Here is an 18925-nt window from a genome sequence, read left to right as displayed (position 1 = left end):
CCATCACTCCTCCACGATGCGGCTCCCGCCCGGCGGCAGGAAGTGCTGGATGCGGTCCGGGCTGGCGACCTTGCGGACGAAGGAGGTGTCGTTGAACCGCTCGCGGAACTCGCGGTAGATGCGCTTGGCCACGTCGCCCTGGGCGTACCGACCCGGCTCGACGCGCATGCTCGTCTCCACGCGGTCCTCGATTGCGGCCGGCGGGCCGCCGATTACCCTGGTCGACGGCTCGCACTGGATGCCGACCGCACAGCCGACCGGCGTGTCCCGGAAGTAGGTCCGGTCACCGCGGATGGCGAAGCCGCCCTTCTCCAGGAACTCGCCGCTCTCGGGCGTCTTCGACACCTGGTCGGCGTCGACCATGTAGACGTCGTCGGCGTACCGGCCGTCCTTCCAGACCGAGGAGTAGGTGACGGCGAACTGGGCGGCCTGCTGCAGGGTCCCGTCGTCGAAGTCGACCTCGCGGGAGGGCTCGCTCGGGTCCGTCGCCTTCAGCACGGTGACGGGGCCGCCGTGGGCCTGCGTGTGGAACACCCTGTCGCCGCCCTCGACGTACTTCTTGACGAGCTCCTCGTTCTGGTCGGCGTCTCGGCCGCCGATGACGAGGTAGCCCGTGCTCGTGTGGAACCAGCGGAACCGCTCGAACCACTTCTCGTCGCGGCGGATCGGGATGTCGGCGCGGGCGAGCCAGTCGACCTCGTGCTCGTCGTCCTCGTCTTCGCTGTCGTCCTCGTCGCGCTCCTCGTAGGCCGCCTTGCGCTCCTTGATCTCCGCGAGCTCCTCGCGGGTGTCCTCGATGGCCGCCATCGCACCCTCCTTCTTGCCCTCGATGCGCTTGGCCTCGGTGTAGAGCCGGTCGGCGTTCTTCTCGACGCCGTCTGCCACGTCGACCGCGACGCGCGTACCGTCGAGTTCGAGCGTCACCGTCCCTTCGGAGCCATCGACGTCGACGACCGCCTCGGCCTCCGGGATGCCCTGGTCCGCGCCGGCCTCGAACGTCTCGGCGATGTCGTCCCAGGGCACGTCGTCCTCGCGGGCCGAGCGGACCGTCGAGATGACCTCGTCGACCAGCCCGTAGTTGCCGTACAGCAGTTCGGCCTTCTCGCGCTCCTCCTCGGCCTGCTCCTCGAAGCCCGAAATCGCGCCCTCCTGCTGCTCGATGATGCGCTCGTGCTTGGCGATCTGCTCCTCGAAGTCCGGGCCGGTGTTGCCGACCGGCTCGCTCTCCTCGTCGTCGCTCCGGTCGAGTTCGTAGAAGTAGTCGTCGACCGCGCCGTTGAACGTCTCGTAGGCGTCGCTGGCGAGCGAGTCGTCCATCTCGTGCTCCTCCAGCGGGACGGGCGTCACGTCGACGACGCCTCGAGGACCGTCGTCGCCGGAGTCCTCGCCATCCTCGTCGTCCCCGTCGTCGACCTCGTAGTACACCCGGGGGTCGAGGTCGGCCGACGAGAGCGACTCGGCGAGGCGCTGGACCACGTCGTACAACTGTTCGTACTCCTCGTCGCCGGCCTCGGTGATGTCGAGGACCTTCTCGACGCCGGCGCGGGTGCACAGCTCCTCGGCCCAGAGCCCGCCCCAGTTCAGCTGGGTGGCGAGCGTGCGGACCACGTCGGTGTCGGAGTCGTCCATCGTGTGGGCGAACCCCTCGTAGTCCACGGTGAGGGGGTTGATGCGGGAGTCCGGGAAGCCGTAGGTCGAGCCCGGCGCGACCGTGCGGGACTTGAGTCGCACTGTGTCCAGACAGTCGATGACCTCGTACGTCCCGTCGCAGACCGCGACGTTGCCGTGGCCGAACAGCTCGACGATTATCTTCGTGTCGCCGTCCTCGCGGGAGAACTCGAACTCGAGGATGCGGTCGAACTCGTACTGCTCGACGCCCTCGAAGTCCGCGCCCGAGAGCCGGTTCCGTAGCATCATCGCGAAGTTCGGCGGCCGCCCGGGCGCGTCGGGGACGTGCGTCGGCGCGGCGACGTGGGCGCGCATCACGTCGCCGACCTCCAGGATGAGTTCGACGCGACCCCGGTCGTAGTCGCGCAGCTTCAGCCTGACCAGGTCGTCGCCGTAGAGGTACGCCTTGTCGAGCTTCGCCCCCTTGTAGGCGTTCAGCTCGGAGACGAGCGCGGCGAGGTCGACGCTGGTCAGTTCGCGCTTCGGTTCCATGCCCCCGAATTTTCGTGGCTGGGGTAAGGGCCTGTCGTTCGTGTGTGGCGGTGTCGAAAGGACTTTCTCCACCAGACGTGTCGGCAGGGACGAAGATGCACGGCGGTCCCATCTCCGGCTCGTCGGGCTCCGGCAACGGTGGCTCGCTGATTCCGCTCCCTGCACGGGTGCTCGGCGTCGCCACCATCGCGCTCACCGTCGTCTCGCTGACGGCGTACGGAGTCTACTGCTCGCTGGCCGGTCGCCCGGTGAACACGACCGTCCTCCGGCTGGTCGCCGGGTTCGTCGCGCTCGGCCTGGTACTCGTCGCGTGGGACGAACTCACCGACTTCTTCGAATCGTCGCGTCCCTGAGTCGGACCGCCGGGGCTCAGGACTCGTCCGCCTGCTCCAGCACCGCGTTCAGCAGCACGTTCGTCCCGGCGACGACGTCCTCCCACTCGGTGAACTCGTCCTCGGTGTGGCTGATGCCGTCGACGCTCGGGACGAACACCATCGCCGTCGGGCAGACCCGATTGAGGTAGCTGGCGTCGTGGCCCGCCCCGCTGACCAGCCGGGTGTACTCGGCGTCGAGCGCGTCGGCCGCGTCTGCGACCGTCTCGACGAGGTCGTCGTCGAACGACTGCGACTCGATGCGCATGACCTCCTCGCACTCCCAGTCGACGCCCTCGCGGTCCGCGGCGTGGGCAATCTCCTTCCGGACCTTCTCGGCCGCCCGCTCGACGGTCCCGTCGTCGTACGACCGGAAGTCGACGGTGAAGTCCACGCGCTCGGGGATGACGTTGATGGCGTTCGGGGAGACGTCGACCGAGCCGACGGTCCCGACGAGGTCGTCGCCGCCCGTGCCGGCGATGCGCCGGACCGCCTCGACCACGTCGCTCGTCGCGACGAGGGCGTCGTGGCGCTGGTGCATCGGCGTCGGGCCGGCGTGGTCGGCCGCGCCCTCGAACGCCGCGTCGAACCAGACGAAGCCGTAGACGCCCTCGACGATGCCGACGCTGTGGCCCGCCTGCTCCAGTTTCGGCCCCTGCTCGACGTGGAGTTCGAGGTAGCAGTGCAGGTCGCGGGGCTCGCAGGGCGCGTCGCCCCGGTAGCCGATGCGCTCCAGCTCGTCGCCGAAGCGGTTCCCTTCCTTGTCGGTCAGGTCGTAGGCGAAGTCGACGTCGAACTTGCCCGCGAACGCGCCGCTGCCGAGCATGTCCGGCTGGAAGCGCACGCCCTCCTCGTTGCTCCAGGCGACGACCTCGATGGGTCGTTCCGTCTCGATTCCGGCGTCGTTCAGCGTCTCGACGATCTCCAGCCCGCCGAGGACGCCGATGACGCCGTCGTAGCGCCCGCCGTTGTACTGGCTGTCGACGTGCGAGCCGACGAGCACCGGTGGGAGGTCGTCGTTCCGACCGGGTCGGCGGCCGAAGATGTTCCCGAGTTCGTCGACGGTGACCGTCAGCCCGGCCGCCTCGAACCACTCGACCAGCGTGTCCCTCGCCCGCCGGTTCGCGTCAGAGAGCGACGGTCGGTTCACCCCGCCGCGCTCGGTCTCGCCGATCTCGTTGAACTCGTCGAACCGCTCCCGGAGTCGCTCGCTCGACACCGTCCTGTCCATACGTCGTCCACATCGTCCGGGGATTTCAGTTCCCCAGTTCGTCCCGGACGATGCCGGTTCCTGCATAGCCTCGGTCGGTGTGGACAACCCTCACGGTCGTTCCGCACAGAACTGATAAATAACTGAAACGAGTACGGTGGTCGATGACCGACGACTGGCCCGCGGTCCGCGAACGCGTCGCCGCCCGGACCGACCGCGTCCTCGCCGACCTCCGGGAGCGGTGGGACACCGAGCGCACCGTCGAACCGTTCGAGTACGGCCCGCGCCACTTCGACCCCGACGGCCCGCCGGACAGCGTCGACGGCCAGCTCGAACGCCTCGCCGGTATCGCCTCCGTCGTGGTGTTCTACACCGATGCCCGCGAGGAGACCGTCCTCGTCTACAACCCGAGCGGTCACTGGGAGCCGCCGGGCGGGGTCGTCGAGGCCAATCAGACGCCCGAGGAGACGGTCCACATGGAGGCCCACGAGGAGACCGGCCTCGAGATAGAGCTCACCGAACTGCTGTACTCCGGCCGGTTCGAGTTCCAGTACCGCGACGGGTCGAGCGTCACCCTCCCCCTCGCGCAGTTCGTCGGCCACCGCGTCGGCGGCTCGCTCACCGTCGAACGCGAGCGTATCGACCACCCCGGCGTGACCCGGGCCACGGGCGTGTTCGACCGCGAGCTGCTCCCGGAGTGTCGCGAGCGTGAGGAGATCCTGACGCTGATAGCCGGCGAGGAGGGCGCGTGACGCCGTCTCAGAGGACGAACGCGCCGACGACCATCCCCGCACCAACGATGGCTAGCAGTCCGGAGACGCCGCGTTCGAGGGCGACCTTCCAGTCCGCCGGCTCGACCTCCGCGGCAGCGCGCTTGCTCCCGATCGCGTCGAGCTGTTCGCTGAACCGGGAGAGCTCGTAGGCGTACCGGTAGCCCACGACTCCGAAGACGGCGACCACACCGCCCCAGAACAGCATGTTCAGGTTCACCATGTGCTAGTGTCGGAGACGATGTTCGTTAAAACTGTCGGATATCCGACCGGAATCCGTCACAGCCGCTTGCTCACGTACGGCCCGTCCTGGTGGTAGCCGAGCTTCTCGCGGTAGTACTGCCGGACGCCGATACCGGAGATGACCGAGAGCTTCCGGAAGCCGGCTTCCCGGGCGCGGCGCTCGGCCTCCGCCAGAAGCCGCCGGCCGTAGCCCCGGTGCTGCTGGTCACCGTCGCCGCCCGACTGGCCGACACCGACCTGGTCGCCGTAGACGTGGAGCTCGCGGACGAGCGCGGCGTCTTCGAGCTCCCGCCTGACCGGTTCGTTCGGGAACCGCAGCCGACAGAAGCCGACGAGCAGGTCCTTCTCGCGGTCCTCGAAGCTGATGAACTGCTCCGTCCCGCCGCCGGCCTCGTAGGTGATGGTGTCGAGCGTGACGTTCTCGGGCTCCTCGTCGTTCATCCCGGCCTCGCGACAGCGGATGCACTCGCAGTCCCAGCCGTGCTCGTCCATCTTCTGCCACGCGAGCTGGCGCAGGTTCGACTTCCAGACGCCCGCGTCGATGAAGTCCGCCGGGATGTCGCGCTGGACGCGCTGGACGCGGGTGTACCTCGGCACCATCGACAGCGCCTCCGCGACGAGTTCGGCCGCCTCCTCGTTCGTCAGCGGCTCGTACTCGTCGCGGTACCACGAGTCGTAGACCCGGGTCCCACGGACGACGAGCGTCGGGTAGACCTTCAGGTAGTCCGGCTTCCACTGCTCCTCCTCGAAAATCCGCCGGAAGTCCTCCAGACACATCGCCTTCGACATCCCCGGCTGGCCGGGCATCATGTGGAAGCCGACCTTGAACGCCGCGTCCCGGAGCCGCCGGTTCGCGTCGACGCTCGCCTGCACGCCGTGACCGCGGTGCATCTCGCGGTTGATCCGCTCGAAGGTCGTCTGGACGCCGACCTCGACCTTCGTCCCGCCGAGGTCGAGCATCCGGTCGATCTGCTCGGGGTCGCACCAGTCGGGCTTCGTCTCGAACGTCGTCCCGATGTTTCGCACGTCCGCCGTCTCGTTCTCCGCGATGACGTCCTCCAGGTACCGGAACTCGTACTCATCGGGGTCCTGCGCGAAGCTCTCGCCCTCTGCGGGTTCGGGCTGCTTGTCGACGTCGAAGTCGTTCATCGCCTCCAGCGCGCGCTTGACGAACCACTCCTGGTAGTCGTGGCTCCGGGCGGTCATCGTCCCGCCCATCAGGATGAGTTCCGCCTTGTCGACCGGATGGCCGATCTCGCGGAGCTGTTCGAGCCGCAACGTCACCTGCCCGTACGGGTCGTAGTCGTTCTGCTCGCCGCGGGCCGCCGCCGGCTCGTGCCCGGTGTAGCTCTGCGAGCTGTCGAACTCCGACGCTGGCCCGCCCGGACAGTAGAGGCACTTCCCGTGCGGGCACATGTGCGGCGAGGTCATGATGGCCACCGGCGAGACGCCCGAGGCCGTCCGGACGGGCTTGCGCCGGAGGGCTGCCTCCAGCTCCTCGCGGCGGTCCTGGGGAGCGTAGTCCAGTATCTCCGAGTTCTTCGGCACCTTCGGCGCGCTGTGCTCGGAGCAGGCCGCGAGCTTCGCGGACTCGACGTCCTCGCGTTCGATCTCGCCCGCGAGGATGCCCTCCACGAGCGTCTCGCAGACCGCCTCGAACGCGTCCGAGTTCGTCGGGTCCGTCTCCGTGCTCATTACCCATTCGTGGCCCCGTGACGGCAAAAAGCGTGTCGTTAGCGAGTATGGACGTCTGTCCGGACGTTCGCGGGACTCGCTTGGACCACGAACAGGCAGAAAGCCCCGTCGCCCCTTTCAGTCCCACCGTCGGACCTGCGGTCCGACGAGCCCCCGTTCGCTCGCAGGCTCGCCCACGGGGACACCCGACCGCAACCGTTCCGCACCTCACGCCTCCCCAGCCGATTCGCTCGGTCGCAGGCTCCCTCGCTCATCCCTCGCGCGAAATGGCTCGCGACCTCACTCCGTTCGGTACGCTCGCCAGTCGCGCGCCTTGCACCGGAAAATCGGTAACCGGCCCTACTTCCGCTCCAGTCGCTGCAGCCCGTGCCAGATGGCGTCGATCATCCGGTCCTCGCCGTCGCCTTCGGCGTCGTCCCAGCCTCTCGCCAGCGCGTCCTCCAGCACGGCGACGCTGTGGTTCTCGAAGTTGTTCATGCCGCGGAAGTCCTCCAGGGCTGCGCGCTCGTCGTCGTCGAACTCGCCGTCGGGCGTGTCGTCGTAGAACCCGAGGTCGGCGAGCGTCGCGGTGACGGCCTCGGCCGTCTCGCCGGAGAGCTCGCGGGTGTCGTCGGGCTCCTCGCGGGCGAGCAGCGTGATGTCGTAGAGCCGGAACACCCGTTCGAGTTCGTCGATGGGGTGCTCGTGGTCGTCGACGCGCACGTCGACCCAGCGGTCGTTCTTCCCGTCGTAGCCGCCCTCGGGCTTGGCGACGTAGAGGGCGGCGGACTGCTCGCCGCGGGAGTCGCCGCCCGCGTCGTTGCCAGCGTGGAGCGCGGCGAGCATGCGCTCGGGGAGTCCGCCGTCGGTCTCCTCGAACGTCTCGGCCATCGCGGTCAGCGTCGCCCGGTTCTCGAGGATGTTGCCCTGCACGGTGTAGTGGTCGCCCTGGACGTCGCCGTACACGTCGAAGCACTCCTCGCCGGAGAACGCTGCGACGCTGTCCCCGCGCTCGCCAACGCCGTCGCCGGGGGCCTCGACGATACCGACCTGCCGTTGCGGAGCCTCGTCGTCGCTGCTCGTCAGTTCCGCGACGGTCTCGGCGGCGGAGGAGCCGTCCCGCATCAGGTCCAGCCCCTCCGGACCGTACGCGACGTTCGCGAAGCTCTGCGTGGCGACCGCGCCGGCGTCGGCGCTGACGAACGGGACGACCGCGCCGACCCCGATGAACTTCGACTGGACGGCGACGCCGACCGCGCCGGTCTCGGGGTCGCGCGCGGCGATAGAGAACGTGGATGGCCGTGGCTGCATGACCGCCACTGCGGCGGCATCGGGCAAAAACCTGCGGTCGCCGGCAGGGGCGTCTTCGCGCCGGACGGCAGGGGGCGGACCCGTGGCCTCAGTCCGCCGTCGGCGCAGCCAGGTGGGCTTCGGCCACGTCCGTCTCACCCCCGTCCTCGTGCTTCTCCACCGTGAGTGGCTGGCGAGAGACGAGCTCGCAGTCGAAGCCCGGGTGCTCGGCGAAGTGCCAGACGAGCATGTGCCGCCGGCCGCCGGTCAGCCCGGTCCGGCCCACGTCCTCCGCCGTGAAGTTGTCGGGCAGTCTGTCGTACAGACGCTCCAGCGCGTCGACGCGCTCGAACACCTTGCTGTGGCCCGCCGAGTCCGCCCCCCGCCGGGCGACGACGTAGCTGCCGTCCTCCCGATGGGTGCCGGTCGTGTGGACGAACTCGTGGGTCCGTGTCAGTGCCTCTGCGAGCTGGTCGCGCAGCTCCGCGGCGGAGTCGGGTGTCAGAACGTAGCTCTCTCCATCGACTGCCAGTCGCAGTCCGTCGTCCGTGCGGACGACCGTCGGGGTGTCAGTTCCGGGGGAGAATTTCTCGACCAGCCGCTTCGGTGCGACTTCCTCTATCCTCTGGTGTCTCCGTGGACATCGTACCCTCCCCTTGTCCCTCGGCCGACCTAAACGTGGTGGTCGTGCAGGTCCGACTGTGGAACCGTCGTGGGACCCCGGACCGCTGCAGTTGTTCGTCGGCGCGCGCCGCTCGCTCGAGACTGGCTGTCGTGCCGGAGCAGTCCGTACCTTTACGGTCTCGTCGACCCAGTCACATGGTAAGAAATGGCATGACGGGTACCAGCGACGACGCGGTCCGCGGCAGCGAGATGAGCCCGGCGGAGGTCGACGAACTCCTGACCGAACAGGGGTACGGGACGCTCTCCCTGAGTGCTGGGGATCGAGCGTACGCGGTCCCCATCTCCTTCGGCTACGACGGCGACCGCGTGTTCATGGAGCTACTCACGTTCGGGGAGCAAAGCAGGAAACTCGAGTACCTCGACGAGACCGACGAGGCCTGTCTGGTCGCGATGGAGGTCGGCGACCAGGTCGACTGGCGGAGCGTCGTCGTGACCGGACCGCTCGAGGAAGTCGGAGCGGACGAAGCGGCGTACCACGAGGCCGTCCTCGAGGAGAACGGCTGGTTACCCTTCATCTACCCCCGGTCGGAACCGCTCACCGAGGTCACCAGGGTCGTCATGGAGCCGTCGGAGCTGACCGGGCGGAAGGGTGCCGCGGCCCGTCCCGAGTGACCCCGGGGGGTCGAGACCGAGGTGGACGGCGGTCACGGCCGACGCCGCCCGGACCGACGAACCCGTGGGCCTTTGTCGGCGACGACCGAATCGACGCGCATGGAGATACGCGGCGAACGCGAGTGCAAGGACTGCGGGACACGGTGGTCGTACTACGAAACCGGGAGCGTCTCGTGTCCGGAGTGCGGGAGCATGCACAGCGTGGGCGTCGACGACGACCGGAAGCTGCACACGACCCAGTCGGTCGCGTTCGACCTCACCGAGGCCCGTGAGCGCTTCGAGACCGAGCCGGAGGACGAGGCGCTCAAGTCCGTCGCTGAGACCTGCCGCGAGTACCAGCGGAAGCGGGGGTTCGTCGACGCGGGGGAGCTACGGGAACTGGACGACGACTATCTCGTGGCGGGGGAGCTGCGCCACGTCGCGGACCTCGTGGACCGGTCGTTCGACCCGAGCGACGACGAGGAGTGGTACCTGCTACGGCTGCTCCAGGGGGACACGAAGGGCCGACCGGAGCCCGGGGACGTGCCCGGGTCGCTCCGGGAAGCGAGGGGCCTCGCCGCCGCGAACGCGGTGCGGGAGTACCGCCGCGAGCTGCGGGACTGGCTGGACGCGAACGACATCGAGCTGGACCGTCCCGCGACGCAGGTCCTCGCGTCGCTGGACGAGCGGGTGAAGCGGGTGCGGGCGCTGGAGGGTGACGTGCCGCCGCGGGAGGCCGACGCGCTTGTCGCGGGGTTGCGCGACGTCGTCGCGTACATCGAGGACGGCGACGAGGTGGCGCTGTCGCGGGCGCGGGAGCGGCTGCAGGACTGAGCGCCGGCACCCCGGTCACTCCTGCGCCGCGTCGAGGTCTGCGGCTATCTCGCGGATGGCCACCCGACCGCGGTCGACGCCGGGTTCTCCGAGCATCGAGACGAACCCGTGGATCATGTCGTCGTACTCGCGGTGGGTGGTCTCGACGCCCGCGCCGACGAGCCGGTCTGCGTAGGCGCGCCCTTCGTCGCGGAGCGGGTCGAAGCCGGCGGTGATGACGGTGGTCGGCGGCAGCCCGGAGAGGTCCCGGGCCTGTAGCGGGAACGCGAGCGGGTTGTACGCGTCGAGTTCGTCCTCGATGTACTGCTCGAAGAACCACTCCAGCTCGGCGGTCTCGAGGAAGTAGCCCTCGGCGTTCTCCTCGCGCGAGGGAAACGTCCCGTCGTCGACGTCGCCCGCCGTCGCCGGATAGACGAGCACCTGGTAGTCGATCTCCGGGCCGCGGTCGCGGGCGAGCAGGCTGGTGACGGCCGCGAGGTTCCCCCCGGCGGAGTCGCCCGCGACGGCGAGGAACTCGCTCCCGCCGAGTTCGTCGCGGTGGGCGGCGGCCCAGGCGGTGGCGGCGTGGGCGTCGGCGACGGCCGCCGGGAACGGGTGTTCGGGTGCGAGGCGGTACCCGACCGAGACGACGACCGCCTCCGCCTCATTCGCCAGCGCACGACAGAGCCCGTCGTGCGTGTCGACGGTGCCGATGACGAAGCCGCCGCCGTGGAGGAAGACGACGGTCGGGTGCGGGCCGTCGCTCTCGGGGCGGTAGATGCGGACCGGGAGTTCGCCGTTCCGCCCCGGAATCGTCCGGTCCGACACCGCGCCGACGGGCTCCTCGCCCCCGGCCGCCGCCAGCAGCGGGTCCATCGCCGCGCGGGCCTCCTGGGGCGTCATCTCGTGGATCTTCGGCGCGTCCAGCGACTCGATCATGGTCAGCACCGCCTGCACCTGCGGGTGGGGATCCTCGGCCATGCGGACGGCTACCGACCCGAGCGAGAAAGGTGCTGGGCCTGATTGGCGGTCGTCCCCGCCTACAGCCCGACGTCGACGCCGGACTGCAGGCTTGCCGCCTTGACCGTGTTGTAGAGCAGCATCGTGATGGTCATCGGGCCGACGCCGCCGGGCGACGGCGAGATGACCGACGCCTTCTCCCTCGCGCTCTCGAAGTCGACGTCGCCCGTGAGCTCGTAGCCCTTCTCGTTGTCGGCGTCGACGCGGTTCGTGCCGACGTCGATGACGACTGTGCCCTCGCTCAGCATGTCGCCGGTGAGCATCTCGGGGCGGCCGACGGCGGCGACGACGAGGTCGGCGGCGCGGGTCTTCTCCGCGAGGTCCTGCGTCCGGGAGTGACAGACCGTCACCGTGGCGTTGCCGCCCGCTGCCTTCTGCATGAGCAGGTTGGCCATCGGCTTGCCGACGATCTCGGAGCGGCCGAGGACGACCGCGTCCATCCCCTCGGGGTCGACGTCGGCCGAGGCGAGCAGCTTCTGGATGCCGTGGGGCGTGCAGGGCTTGAAGCGGGGGTGCCCGGAGACCATCCGGCCGACGTTCTCGGGATGGAAGCCGTCGACGTCCTTCAGCGGGTCGACGCGGGAGAGCACCTCGCGCTTGGGGACGTGGTCGGGCACCGGCATCTGGACGAGGATGCCGTGGATGGCGGGGTCGTCGTTGAGGTCGTCGATGACCTCGTACAGCGCCTCCGGCGGCTCCTCGGGGTCGATCTCGACGGTCGTGCCGTCGATGCCGACCTCCTCGCAGGCACGCTGTTTCATCGCGACGTACGTCGCCGAGCCGTCGTCGCCGCCCATCAGCACCGTCGCGAGCCCGGGGGTGACGTCGTCGGCCTCGAGTTCGTCGATGGCCGCGCGCACGTCGTCCCGGACTGATTCCGCGACCGCGTTGCCGTCGATGACGTGTGTCATTATCCCGGGGTTGGCCGAGGACTCCCTTCAATCCTCGGATTCGTGCCTAAAACGGCGTTTCAGAATAGAGTTCTATACACGAGTATGCATCAATCGTCGGTGGCGCTGGCCTCGGGTGCAGTCCCACCGCGAACGTCGCCGTGCCGCCAGGAGCCCTGCCGGATGAGCGCGAGCGCGATGAACGCCCCGGCGGCGTTCGAGACGACGAACGAGGCCCAGATACCCGCCTGTCCCGTCGCGTACGGTGCCCAGCTGGCGAACGGCTCGATGGACCGCGAGAGCACGTACGCGATGGGCAGCCGGATGACCCCGAGCATCATGATAGAGACGGCGGCGGAGAGCATCGTCTTCCCCGAGCCACGGAGCGTCCCGTTGTAGGCGCGCATCATGCCGATGAAGCCGAACGTCGGCGCGACGACCCGGAGGAAGGTGACGGCGATGTCGGTCGCCTCCTCGTTCGGCGACAGCGGCGCGACGATGGGCTCGGTGAAGACGAACACGAACAGCGCGACCGCAGAGAGGATGATGAACATCGCGATGGCGGCGGTGTGGGCCGTGCGTTCGGCCCGGTCGCGCTTGCCCGCCCCGATGTTCTGGCCGACCATCGTCTCGACGCCCTGGCCGACCGCGATGGCGGGCAGGAAGATGACGCTGAAGATGCGGATTCCGACGCCGAACGCGGCGACGAACGTGTCCGTGAAGATGGCGACGACGACGAGCATCAGGTTCACCGAGATGGAGCGCCCGGTGCTCTCGACCGACGCCGGCAGCCCGATGTTCAGCATCTTCCGGAAGAACTGCAGGTCCGGCTTCATCTGCGCGAGGTGGATCTCGACGCCCCGGGTGCCCTGGAACAGGATACCGAGGCCCACGGCGGTCGCGAGCGCCCGGGAGATGACCGTCGCGATGGCCGCGCCCTGCACACCCAGGCCGTTCGGGATCGGCCCCCAGCCGAAGATGAACAGCGGGTCGATGGCGACGTTGAGGACGACCGTGCCGAACATGACGATCATCGGCGTCACCGTGTCGCCGTAGCCCCGCATCAGCGAGATGAACACGAAGAAGCCGAACATGAACGGCATGCCGAGCGCGATGACCTCCATGTAGTTCGTCGCCTCCCGGAGCACGTCGCCCCGCGCGCCCAGGAACCACAGCACCTCGTCGACCGTGAAGTAGCCCACGACGCCGAGCAGCGCCGACGCGACGAGCGCGAACAGCACCGTCTGCGAGGCGGCGTACTCGGCCTCGGCCTCCTCCTCTGCACCCGTGTGCTGGGCGACGAGGACGCTCCCCGCCACCGAGAGACCCATCCCGAGCGAGATGAGCAGGAACACCATCGGGAAGCCGAACGTGATGGCCGCGACCGCGGTCTCGTTCAGCTGGGCGAGCCAGAACGTGTCCGCGAGGTTGTACGCCGTCTGGAGCAGGTTCGTGATGACGATCGGCAGCGCGAGCAGGAACAGCGGCTTGCCGATGCCGCCCGAGGTGAGGTCCAGCTCGTCCTGCCCGCGGAACACGTCGAAGATACCCATCAGGGCTCACCCCGGTAGAGCCGCGTGGCGAGGTACTCATCGAGTTCGGCCCGCGCCGCCGCCACGCCGCCGTCGTCGTCCCGCGTGACCCGCTGGATGCGTACGCCGTTGACCGTCGTCAGCAGGAACTCGGCGACGCGCTCGGGGTCGACCTCGTGGAAGACGCCGTCGTCGATGCCCGCCTCGATGATGACAGCGAACCGCTCGCGCAGCGCACGGTCGTGCTCCGTGAACTGCTCCCGGTAGGCCGCGTCGTGCGGGGCCTGCCCCCGCAGCTCCTCCATCGCCGCGGTGAACGCGGCGGTCTCCTCGTCCAGCTCGACCGCGGCGACCCGGTCGAGCAGCGCCTCGAGGCGCGCCTTTGGGTCCTGGTCCTCGCGGCACTCCGCCTCCGCCTGCCAGTGCTCCAGCATGAACCGCAGGAAGTCCACCAGGAGGTCGTCCTTGCCGTCGTAGTGGTGGTACAGCAGGGACTTCGACTTCTCGAACTCGTCGGCGATCCGCTGGATCGTCAGGTTCGCGTAGCCGTGACTCGTCAGGGCGTCGTACGTGGCCCGCATGATGGCGGCCCGCGTGTCGTCCTCGGCTGCGGCGAACCGGCTGCTCTCGCCCATCGTTGAATGAACGTTCAGTCAGCCAGCTACTAAAGCGGCCGGTTCTCGGTCGATTGCCGCTTGAGCAAGTTTGGCACAGTTCCGAAGACGGAGCCGAGACGCCGCCGAACGTCGTCGCTCAGTTTTCGGCGATTGGCTCGCTGGGGGACCTTGTAGGGTGTCGTAGACCGGTTCGAATGGTGTTCGTTTCGCCGGTGAGATGCCGAATCAACCGATGGGTGGGTGTGCGTATCCGTACGCAGAGAGAGCTAGTTGTTCAGATCCGCCATCGTCATTATTCGGTAGGTCTGTTGGAAAACCCCACTAGAACGAACACGATGTTGAACTGGGGCCGATGTCATCTGGCGTGCCTGAGATCCTCAACGGTGGTGTGTGCGCTCACGGCACTGGTGGAAGCAGTGCCGTGAACTCGTTGTTTGCGGCCTCACTCACAGTACCGACAAGGCACTCTGAAAGTTCAATATAGAGGGGCAGTTCGTCAGGTGCCTCATTCCTCTCGTCACCCACTACGCGAACCGGTCAGCCTTGACGAGAACTGCAGCATCCCGGTAGTTCTCGTAGAGTTCAGTGACGGCTCTCCGAACGGTCTCATCGTGCGATTCGATTGCGGCACCACCTCCTTCGGGTTTCTCATCCATTATCAATACTGTCTTATCAGTGATGAATAAATTACACGGGATGTGGCCATCGTAACAGTAAACCGTGGCCCCCGCCTCGATGTACTCCATCCATCGTGGCGGCTGTTTCTTCTGTTCTCGGAGGTACTCAACAAGCCCTCCAGCAAGCACATGTTCCGCAGTCAATCGACCCTCTACGACACCGGTCTGCATGGCCTCACCAGACGGTAGCGGCGGATCAAGGAAGGTCAGCACGCGGAACCAACTCGCGGCCCGAATCCGGTCCGATAATTGCTCGACGAATTCGTATGGAGCGTTCGGTGACGACCGGAGGATACGTGCTTCGCTGAAATGCTGCAATTCAATCGATAGCTCATCCATCGGGAGCCACCCCACAGCATCACCGAGGCTTCTGATGGTCTCCATGGAAGCCACGAACGGGGTGAATACCCGAACGACACTTCGTCCCGTCGGTGTTGCACGGTACTCGCCGTCCGTGGTTCGTTCCACCCAGTTGCGTCCCTGGAACTCGTTGATGAGTCGCCCGATTGTCGTCGATGCGATACCTGTCCGTTCCGATAGTTCCGACCGGGTAGCCGGTTTCTCGGCAACAGCGTTGAGAAGCGGCAAGCGATTCTCCGACCGACCGAGATACGCGATGTCCTCCATCGCATCGTGAGGCATCTCGTTCGGATTTCCATGCATACCTTCCGTAGTGTGTGCAGTGTTATCAATATTCGCGGTGTGGGGGACCCCCTCAAACCGTGGGCGAGTCCCTCACGGAGTAAGTGTAGATAGGTGCCCAGTCTTCCCCTAGATGCCACTCGGAGGGGCACCATGGCAACAGTCAACCTCGATACGAAAACCGTCGAAACGTTCGAACGGCAAATAGGAGGAACACTGCTAAGACCGGGCGAACCGGACTACGACGAGGCCACGTCAGTCTGGAACGCGATGGTCGAGAAAGAACCCGCGCTCATTGCGAGGTGTCGCGGAGCGAGTGATGTGATTGCCGCGGTGACGTTCGCCCGAAACCACGATCTGCGATTAGCAGTAAAGGGAGGGGGACACAACGTCGCCGGGAATGGATTGTGCGACGACGGGCTGGTGATCGACCTCTCGCCGATGGATGCCGTCCGGGTCGATCCTGCGGCACGAACGGCTCGGGTCCAGGGAGGGGCAACGATGGCGGACCTCGACCGCGAGACGCAAACACATGGTTTGGCGGTCACGGGTGGGATCATCTCATCGACCGGCGTGGCTGGACTGACACTCGGTGGGGGATGGGGCCGGTTGGGACGAAAGTACGGCCTGGCCATCGACAATCTTCGGTCGGCTGACGTCGTCACCGCGGATGGGGACCTCGTCCAGGCAAGCGACGACCAGCACTCGGATCTGTTCTGGGCACTCCGGGGCGGTGGGGGGAACTTCGGTGTCGTCACCTCACTCGAATTCGATCTTCACGAGGTCGGTCCGGAGATTCCCGGTGGGGTGTTGGCCTACACGCACGACGATGTAGCCGAGGTGCTCCGTTTCTATCGTGAGTTCGCTGCGGAGGCTCCCGACGCTGCCAGCGTCTACGCGGCCTTCATCCCGGCACCACCTGAACCTCGTTTCCCCGAAGAGCAGTGGGGAGAGACCCTCCTACTCTTTCGGCTGTTCTACGCCGGCGACCTCGAAGAGGCAAAAGCGGTGTTCGAACCGTTTCGAGCGTTCGGTGAGCCGATCATTAACTCGTTCGAACCGATGCCGTACGTCGAGTTCCAGCAGATCTCCGACGACCTCTTCCCCGCGGGACGACGGTACTACTGGAAGTCGAACTACTTCGACGACTTACCGGACGGGCTCATCGACCAACTGGTTGCGCACGTCGAGGACCTCCCCACACCGTACTCGTCGATCTTCTTCGAGCACCTAGGGGGCGAGATCAGCCGGGTCGATTCGGACGCAACGGCCTACCCACACCGTGACCCGCTCTTTGCGATCACGGTCTCGCCAGCGTGGACCGATTCGGACGACGACCAGGCACTCATCGAGTGGGCGCGAGACGTCTACGAGGACCTGGCCGCGTATGCGAGCGACGGCGTTTACGTGAACGTGTTGAGCAATGAGGGGAAGGCACGGATTAGGGAGGCATATGGCGGTCACTTCGAACGGCTCCGCTCGATCAAGACCGAGTGGGATCCCGAGAACCTGTTCAACGTGAACCAGAATATCGCGCCGACCGGATGAGCTCCGCTGCTGCGAAGTTTTCAGTGTCTATGCTGATCCGGTGGATACGCACAACTACTTACCGACTGTTTCACACCGACATAGGTGGGGAGAACCCGCCTCGATGTGGTGAGTTTCTCTCGTAAGTGCGGCCTGCGTACGTATACCCTTATACGGACTAACGTAGAGGGTTATGATATGACGAACAATGGACCAGAGACAGTACTACTGACGGGTCTTGGTCTTCTCTTGCTCATATATGGTGTAGTCAAATGGGCGAATGTTTTCACGTACACTCCTCCTGCTATCGTTTATTTCATCGCAGGAGTTGTTCTCCTGCTGTGGGGTATATCACTTAATCGACGCTCGTGACATAGGTATGCCTACCTAACGGCAGTTTCACTCCGAATCAGCTGGTGAGAACCCACTTCGATGCGTTGAGTCGTTCTGGTAGATACAGAGGACGTGTCTACCGATTCAATCTTTCGCTGTTGGTGGGTCTGTGAACAGTCCTAAGACACCTTCGGGGACCTCGAGGAACCAGAAAGTCCCCGCTCGCTCGACCCCCGGGACCCGCGCTGCGCGACGGTGTTTACGGGCCCGGGTTGGTCGACCGAACAGCCCCTTTCAGTCCCATCGTCGGACCTGCGGTCCGACGAGCCCCCGTTGGCTCACGGGGACTCCCAACCGCGACCGCACCGCACCTCACGCCTCCTCAGCTCCTCGCTCGGTCGCAGGCTCCCGACCGCTATCGCGGTCCTCACTCGCTGGCGCTCGCTCCGAATCGCACCCCGCTCGCGGTCTCTCCAGCCGCGCGCCACCCGGCTGATTGGGCGAGGATGTAGAGTGAGAGGTTACAATAGTTGTAAACCCGTCAGGCCGACGGCGTCCCGTCACCCGCGCCCTCGTCCACCGATTCGGCCGACTCCTCGCCCATCTCCTGCACGTACCGGATGCGCTCGGGGATGGGCGGGTGGTCGTGGTGGAACGTCTCGTACAGCGGGTGCGGGAACGGGTTCGTCATGTTGTCGGCGGCGAGCGCGGCCAGTGCGTTGGCCATCGGGTCGGCACCCATCGTCTCGACGGCGAAGCCGTCGGCCTCGCGCTCGTAGGCCAGCGAGAGGTAGTTCTGCAGGGGGGCGCTGAGCTGCAGGACGGGGGCGACGAGCAGGACGGCGACGAACAGCCCGGCGTAGGTCGCCTCGGTGGGGAACCCGAACAGGTCGAACACCCAGGGCTGACCCGCGAGGTAGCCCAGCGCGGCGAAGACGACCGCGAACTGGACCGCCGCGAGGGCGACGAACTTCGGGATGTGCTTTCGCTTCCAGTGGGCGAGCTCGTGGGCGAGCACGGCCTGTATCTCGTCGTGCTCCATCGACTCGACGAGCGTATCGTACAGCACGACCCGCTTCGTGCGCCCGAAGCCGACGAAGTAGGCGTTCGAGTGGCCCGAGCGCCTGCTGGCGTCCATCTCGTACACCTGCTCGCAGCGGAAGCCGGCGCGCTCGAACACCTCGTCGACGGCGTCGCGGAGGTCGCTCTCCTCCACGGGGGTGAACTCGTTGAACAGCGGGTCGATGACCCGGGGCTTGAGCACCAGCATCGCCACGGAGAAGCCGACGACGAGCACCCAGCCCGCGACCGGCCAGTACCGCACGTTCTCGACGAACCAGAGCACGGCGGCGGCGAGCCCGCCGACGATGACGAGGCTGATGACGCTGCTGACCAGCCAGTCCCGCACCCAGAGCCCGGGCGACTGCTCGTTGAAGTCGAAGGCCTCCTCGACCACGAACGTGCTGTAGAGGTCGAACGGCGCGCCGAGCAGCCGGCTCGCGAGCAGTGCGAGGACGACGAACGTGACGCCCTGGAGCAGCGGCGACAGCCCCGTCTCGGTCAGCGCGACGACCACCTCGGTCACGACGCCGGAGTAGAGCGCGAGCAGCAGGAACCCGAGCGTCGTCACCGTCTCCAGCAGCGAGAGGCCGACGCGGGCGCGCTGGTAGTCGAGGACGGACGCCACGTCCTCGACGCCGAGCGTCTCGCGCATCCAGTCCGACCGGGTGCGGGCGGTCCGCGCGCCGTACCGGACGTTGACGATGGAGAGACCGGCGAAGAACAGCTCCGTGCCGACGACGAGGACGACGAACAGGGCGTGGTACGCGAGCATCGGTGGCCGGTAGGTGCGTCCCGTCGAAAACCCTGGCGGTCGGGGCT

17 protein-coding genes are annotated in these 18925 nt (G+C 67.0%); 5 read left to right on the top strand and 12 right to left on the bottom strand.

All coding sequences use genetic code 11. The features are described from left to right. Positions 1-3: 3 nt before the first annotated feature. Positions 4-2160, bottom strand: a complete 2157-nt coding sequence (gene rqcH / locus NO345_RS06065; RefSeq protein WP_256297394.1) for a ribosome rescue protein RqcH — start codon at positions 2158-2160, stop codon at positions 4-6. Positions 2161-2237: 77 nt separating this feature from the next. Between rqcH and NO345_RS06060 the strand changes: the two genes are divergently transcribed. Then, a complete protein-coding gene (locus NO345_RS06060; protein WP_256297392.1) occupies positions 2238-2513 on the top strand; it encodes a hypothetical protein in 276 nt (91 codons plus the stop codon). 16 nt (positions 2514-2529) lie between these two features. Here the strand turns inward: NO345_RS06060 and NO345_RS06055 are convergent, their stop codons facing one another. Continuing rightward, a complete protein-coding gene (locus NO345_RS06055; RefSeq protein ID WP_256297390.1) occupies positions 2530-3762 on the bottom strand; it encodes a Zn-dependent hydrolase in 1233 nt (410 codons plus the stop codon). Between the two features lie 143 nt (positions 3763-3905). On the opposite strand from NO345_RS06055, the gene NO345_RS06050 reads away from it, so the two are divergent. Further along, complete coding sequence (locus NO345_RS06050; protein WP_256297388.1) at positions 3906-4493, top strand: NUDIX hydrolase; 588 nt, start codon at positions 3906-3908, stop codon at positions 4491-4493. A gap of 7 nt (positions 4494-4500) precedes the next feature. Here the strand turns inward: NO345_RS06050 and NO345_RS06045 are convergent, their stop codons facing one another. The 4 genes from NO345_RS06045 to NO345_RS19775 all read right to left on the bottom strand — a co-directional run bounded on the left by NO345_RS06045 (position 4501) and on the right by NO345_RS19775 (position 8256). After that, positions 4501-4734, bottom strand: a complete 234-nt coding sequence (locus NO345_RS06045) for a DUF6199 family natural product biosynthesis protein (protein WP_256297386.1) — start codon at positions 4732-4734, stop codon at positions 4501-4503. A gap of 56 nt (positions 4735-4790) precedes the next feature. Further along, complete coding sequence (locus tag NO345_RS06040; RefSeq protein ID WP_256297384.1) at positions 4791-6449, bottom strand: tRNA uridine(34) 5-carboxymethylaminomethyl modification radical SAM/GNAT enzyme Elp3; 1659 nt, start codon at positions 6447-6449, stop codon at positions 4791-4793. A gap of 339 nt (positions 6450-6788) precedes the next feature. Continuing rightward, entirely contained in the window at positions 6789-7739 is a 951-nt protein-coding gene (locus NO345_RS06035) for a DUF1028 domain-containing protein (protein ID WP_256297382.1), read from the bottom strand. An 88-nt stretch (positions 7740-7827) separates the two neighbouring features. Then, positions 7828-8256 (bottom strand): DUF7528 family protein, encoded by a 429-nt coding sequence (locus tag NO345_RS19775; protein WP_368407851.1) that lies wholly within the window; start codon positions 8254-8256, stop codon positions 7828-7830. 281 nt (positions 8257-8537) lie between these two features. Between NO345_RS19775 and NO345_RS06025 the strand changes: the two genes are divergently transcribed. Beyond that, positions 8538-9014 (top strand): pyridoxamine 5'-phosphate oxidase family protein, encoded by a 477-nt coding sequence (locus NO345_RS06025; RefSeq protein ID WP_256297378.1) that lies wholly within the window; start codon positions 8538-8540, stop codon positions 9012-9014. 99 nt (positions 9015-9113) lie between these two features. Continuing rightward, complete coding sequence (locus tag NO345_RS06020; protein ID WP_256297376.1) at positions 9114-9827, top strand: DUF7117 family protein; 714 nt, start codon at positions 9114-9116, stop codon at positions 9825-9827. A 15-nt stretch (positions 9828-9842) separates the two neighbouring features. Here NO345_RS06020 and lipP1 read toward each other — a convergent pair whose 3' ends face one another. The 5 genes from lipP1 to NO345_RS05995 all read right to left on the bottom strand — a co-directional run bounded on the left by lipP1 (position 9843) and on the right by NO345_RS05995 (position 15169). Continuing rightward, positions 9843-10787, bottom strand: a complete 945-nt coding sequence (gene lipP1 / locus NO345_RS06015) for a LipP1 family hormone-sensitive lipase (protein ID WP_256297374.1) — start codon at positions 10785-10787, stop codon at positions 9843-9845. Positions 10788-10846: 59 nt separating this feature from the next. Next, a complete protein-coding gene (locus tag NO345_RS06010; protein ID WP_256297373.1) occupies positions 10847-11737 on the bottom strand; it encodes a tetrahydrofolate dehydrogenase/cyclohydrolase catalytic domain-containing protein in 891 nt (296 codons plus the stop codon). A gap of 89 nt (positions 11738-11826) precedes the next feature. Then, a complete protein-coding gene (locus NO345_RS06005; protein WP_256297371.1) occupies positions 11827-13269 on the bottom strand; it encodes an MATE family efflux transporter in 1443 nt (480 codons plus the stop codon). Beyond that, a complete protein-coding gene (locus NO345_RS06000; RefSeq protein WP_256297369.1) occupies positions 13269-13883 on the bottom strand; it encodes a TetR/AcrR family transcriptional regulator in 615 nt (204 codons plus the stop codon). The genes NO345_RS06005 and NO345_RS06000 overlap by 1 nt, the downstream gene beginning before the upstream one ends. A 506-nt stretch (positions 13884-14389) precedes the next feature. Beyond that, positions 14390-15169 carry a helix-turn-helix transcriptional regulator gene (locus NO345_RS05995; RefSeq protein ID WP_256297367.1) on the bottom strand — a complete coding sequence of 260 codons (780 nt, stop codon included), beginning with the start codon at positions 15167-15169 and terminating at the stop codon, positions 14390-14392. A 168-nt stretch (positions 15170-15337) separates the two neighbouring features. On the opposite strand from NO345_RS05995, the gene NO345_RS05990 reads away from it, so the two are divergent. Then, entirely contained in the window at positions 15338-16732 is a 1395-nt protein-coding gene (locus NO345_RS05990) for an FAD-binding oxidoreductase (RefSeq protein ID WP_256297365.1), read from the top strand. An 853-nt stretch (positions 16733-17585) separates the two neighbouring features. On the opposite strand, the gene NO345_RS05985 is transcribed toward NO345_RS05990, so the two are convergent. After that, on the bottom strand, positions 17586-18878 hold the full coding sequence (locus NO345_RS05985; protein ID WP_256297363.1) for a M48 family metallopeptidase: 1293 nt from the start codon (positions 18876-18878) through the stop codon (positions 17586-17588). Positions 18879-18925: the final 47 nt, after the last annotated feature.

The organism is Haloarchaeobius salinus, from assembly GCF_024464185.1.
In the GTDB taxonomy this organism is placed as follows: Archaea; Halobacteriota; Halobacteria; order Halobacteriales; family Natrialbaceae; genus Haloarchaeobius; species Haloarchaeobius salinus.
This window is presented reverse-complemented; position numbering and strand designations above follow the sequence as displayed.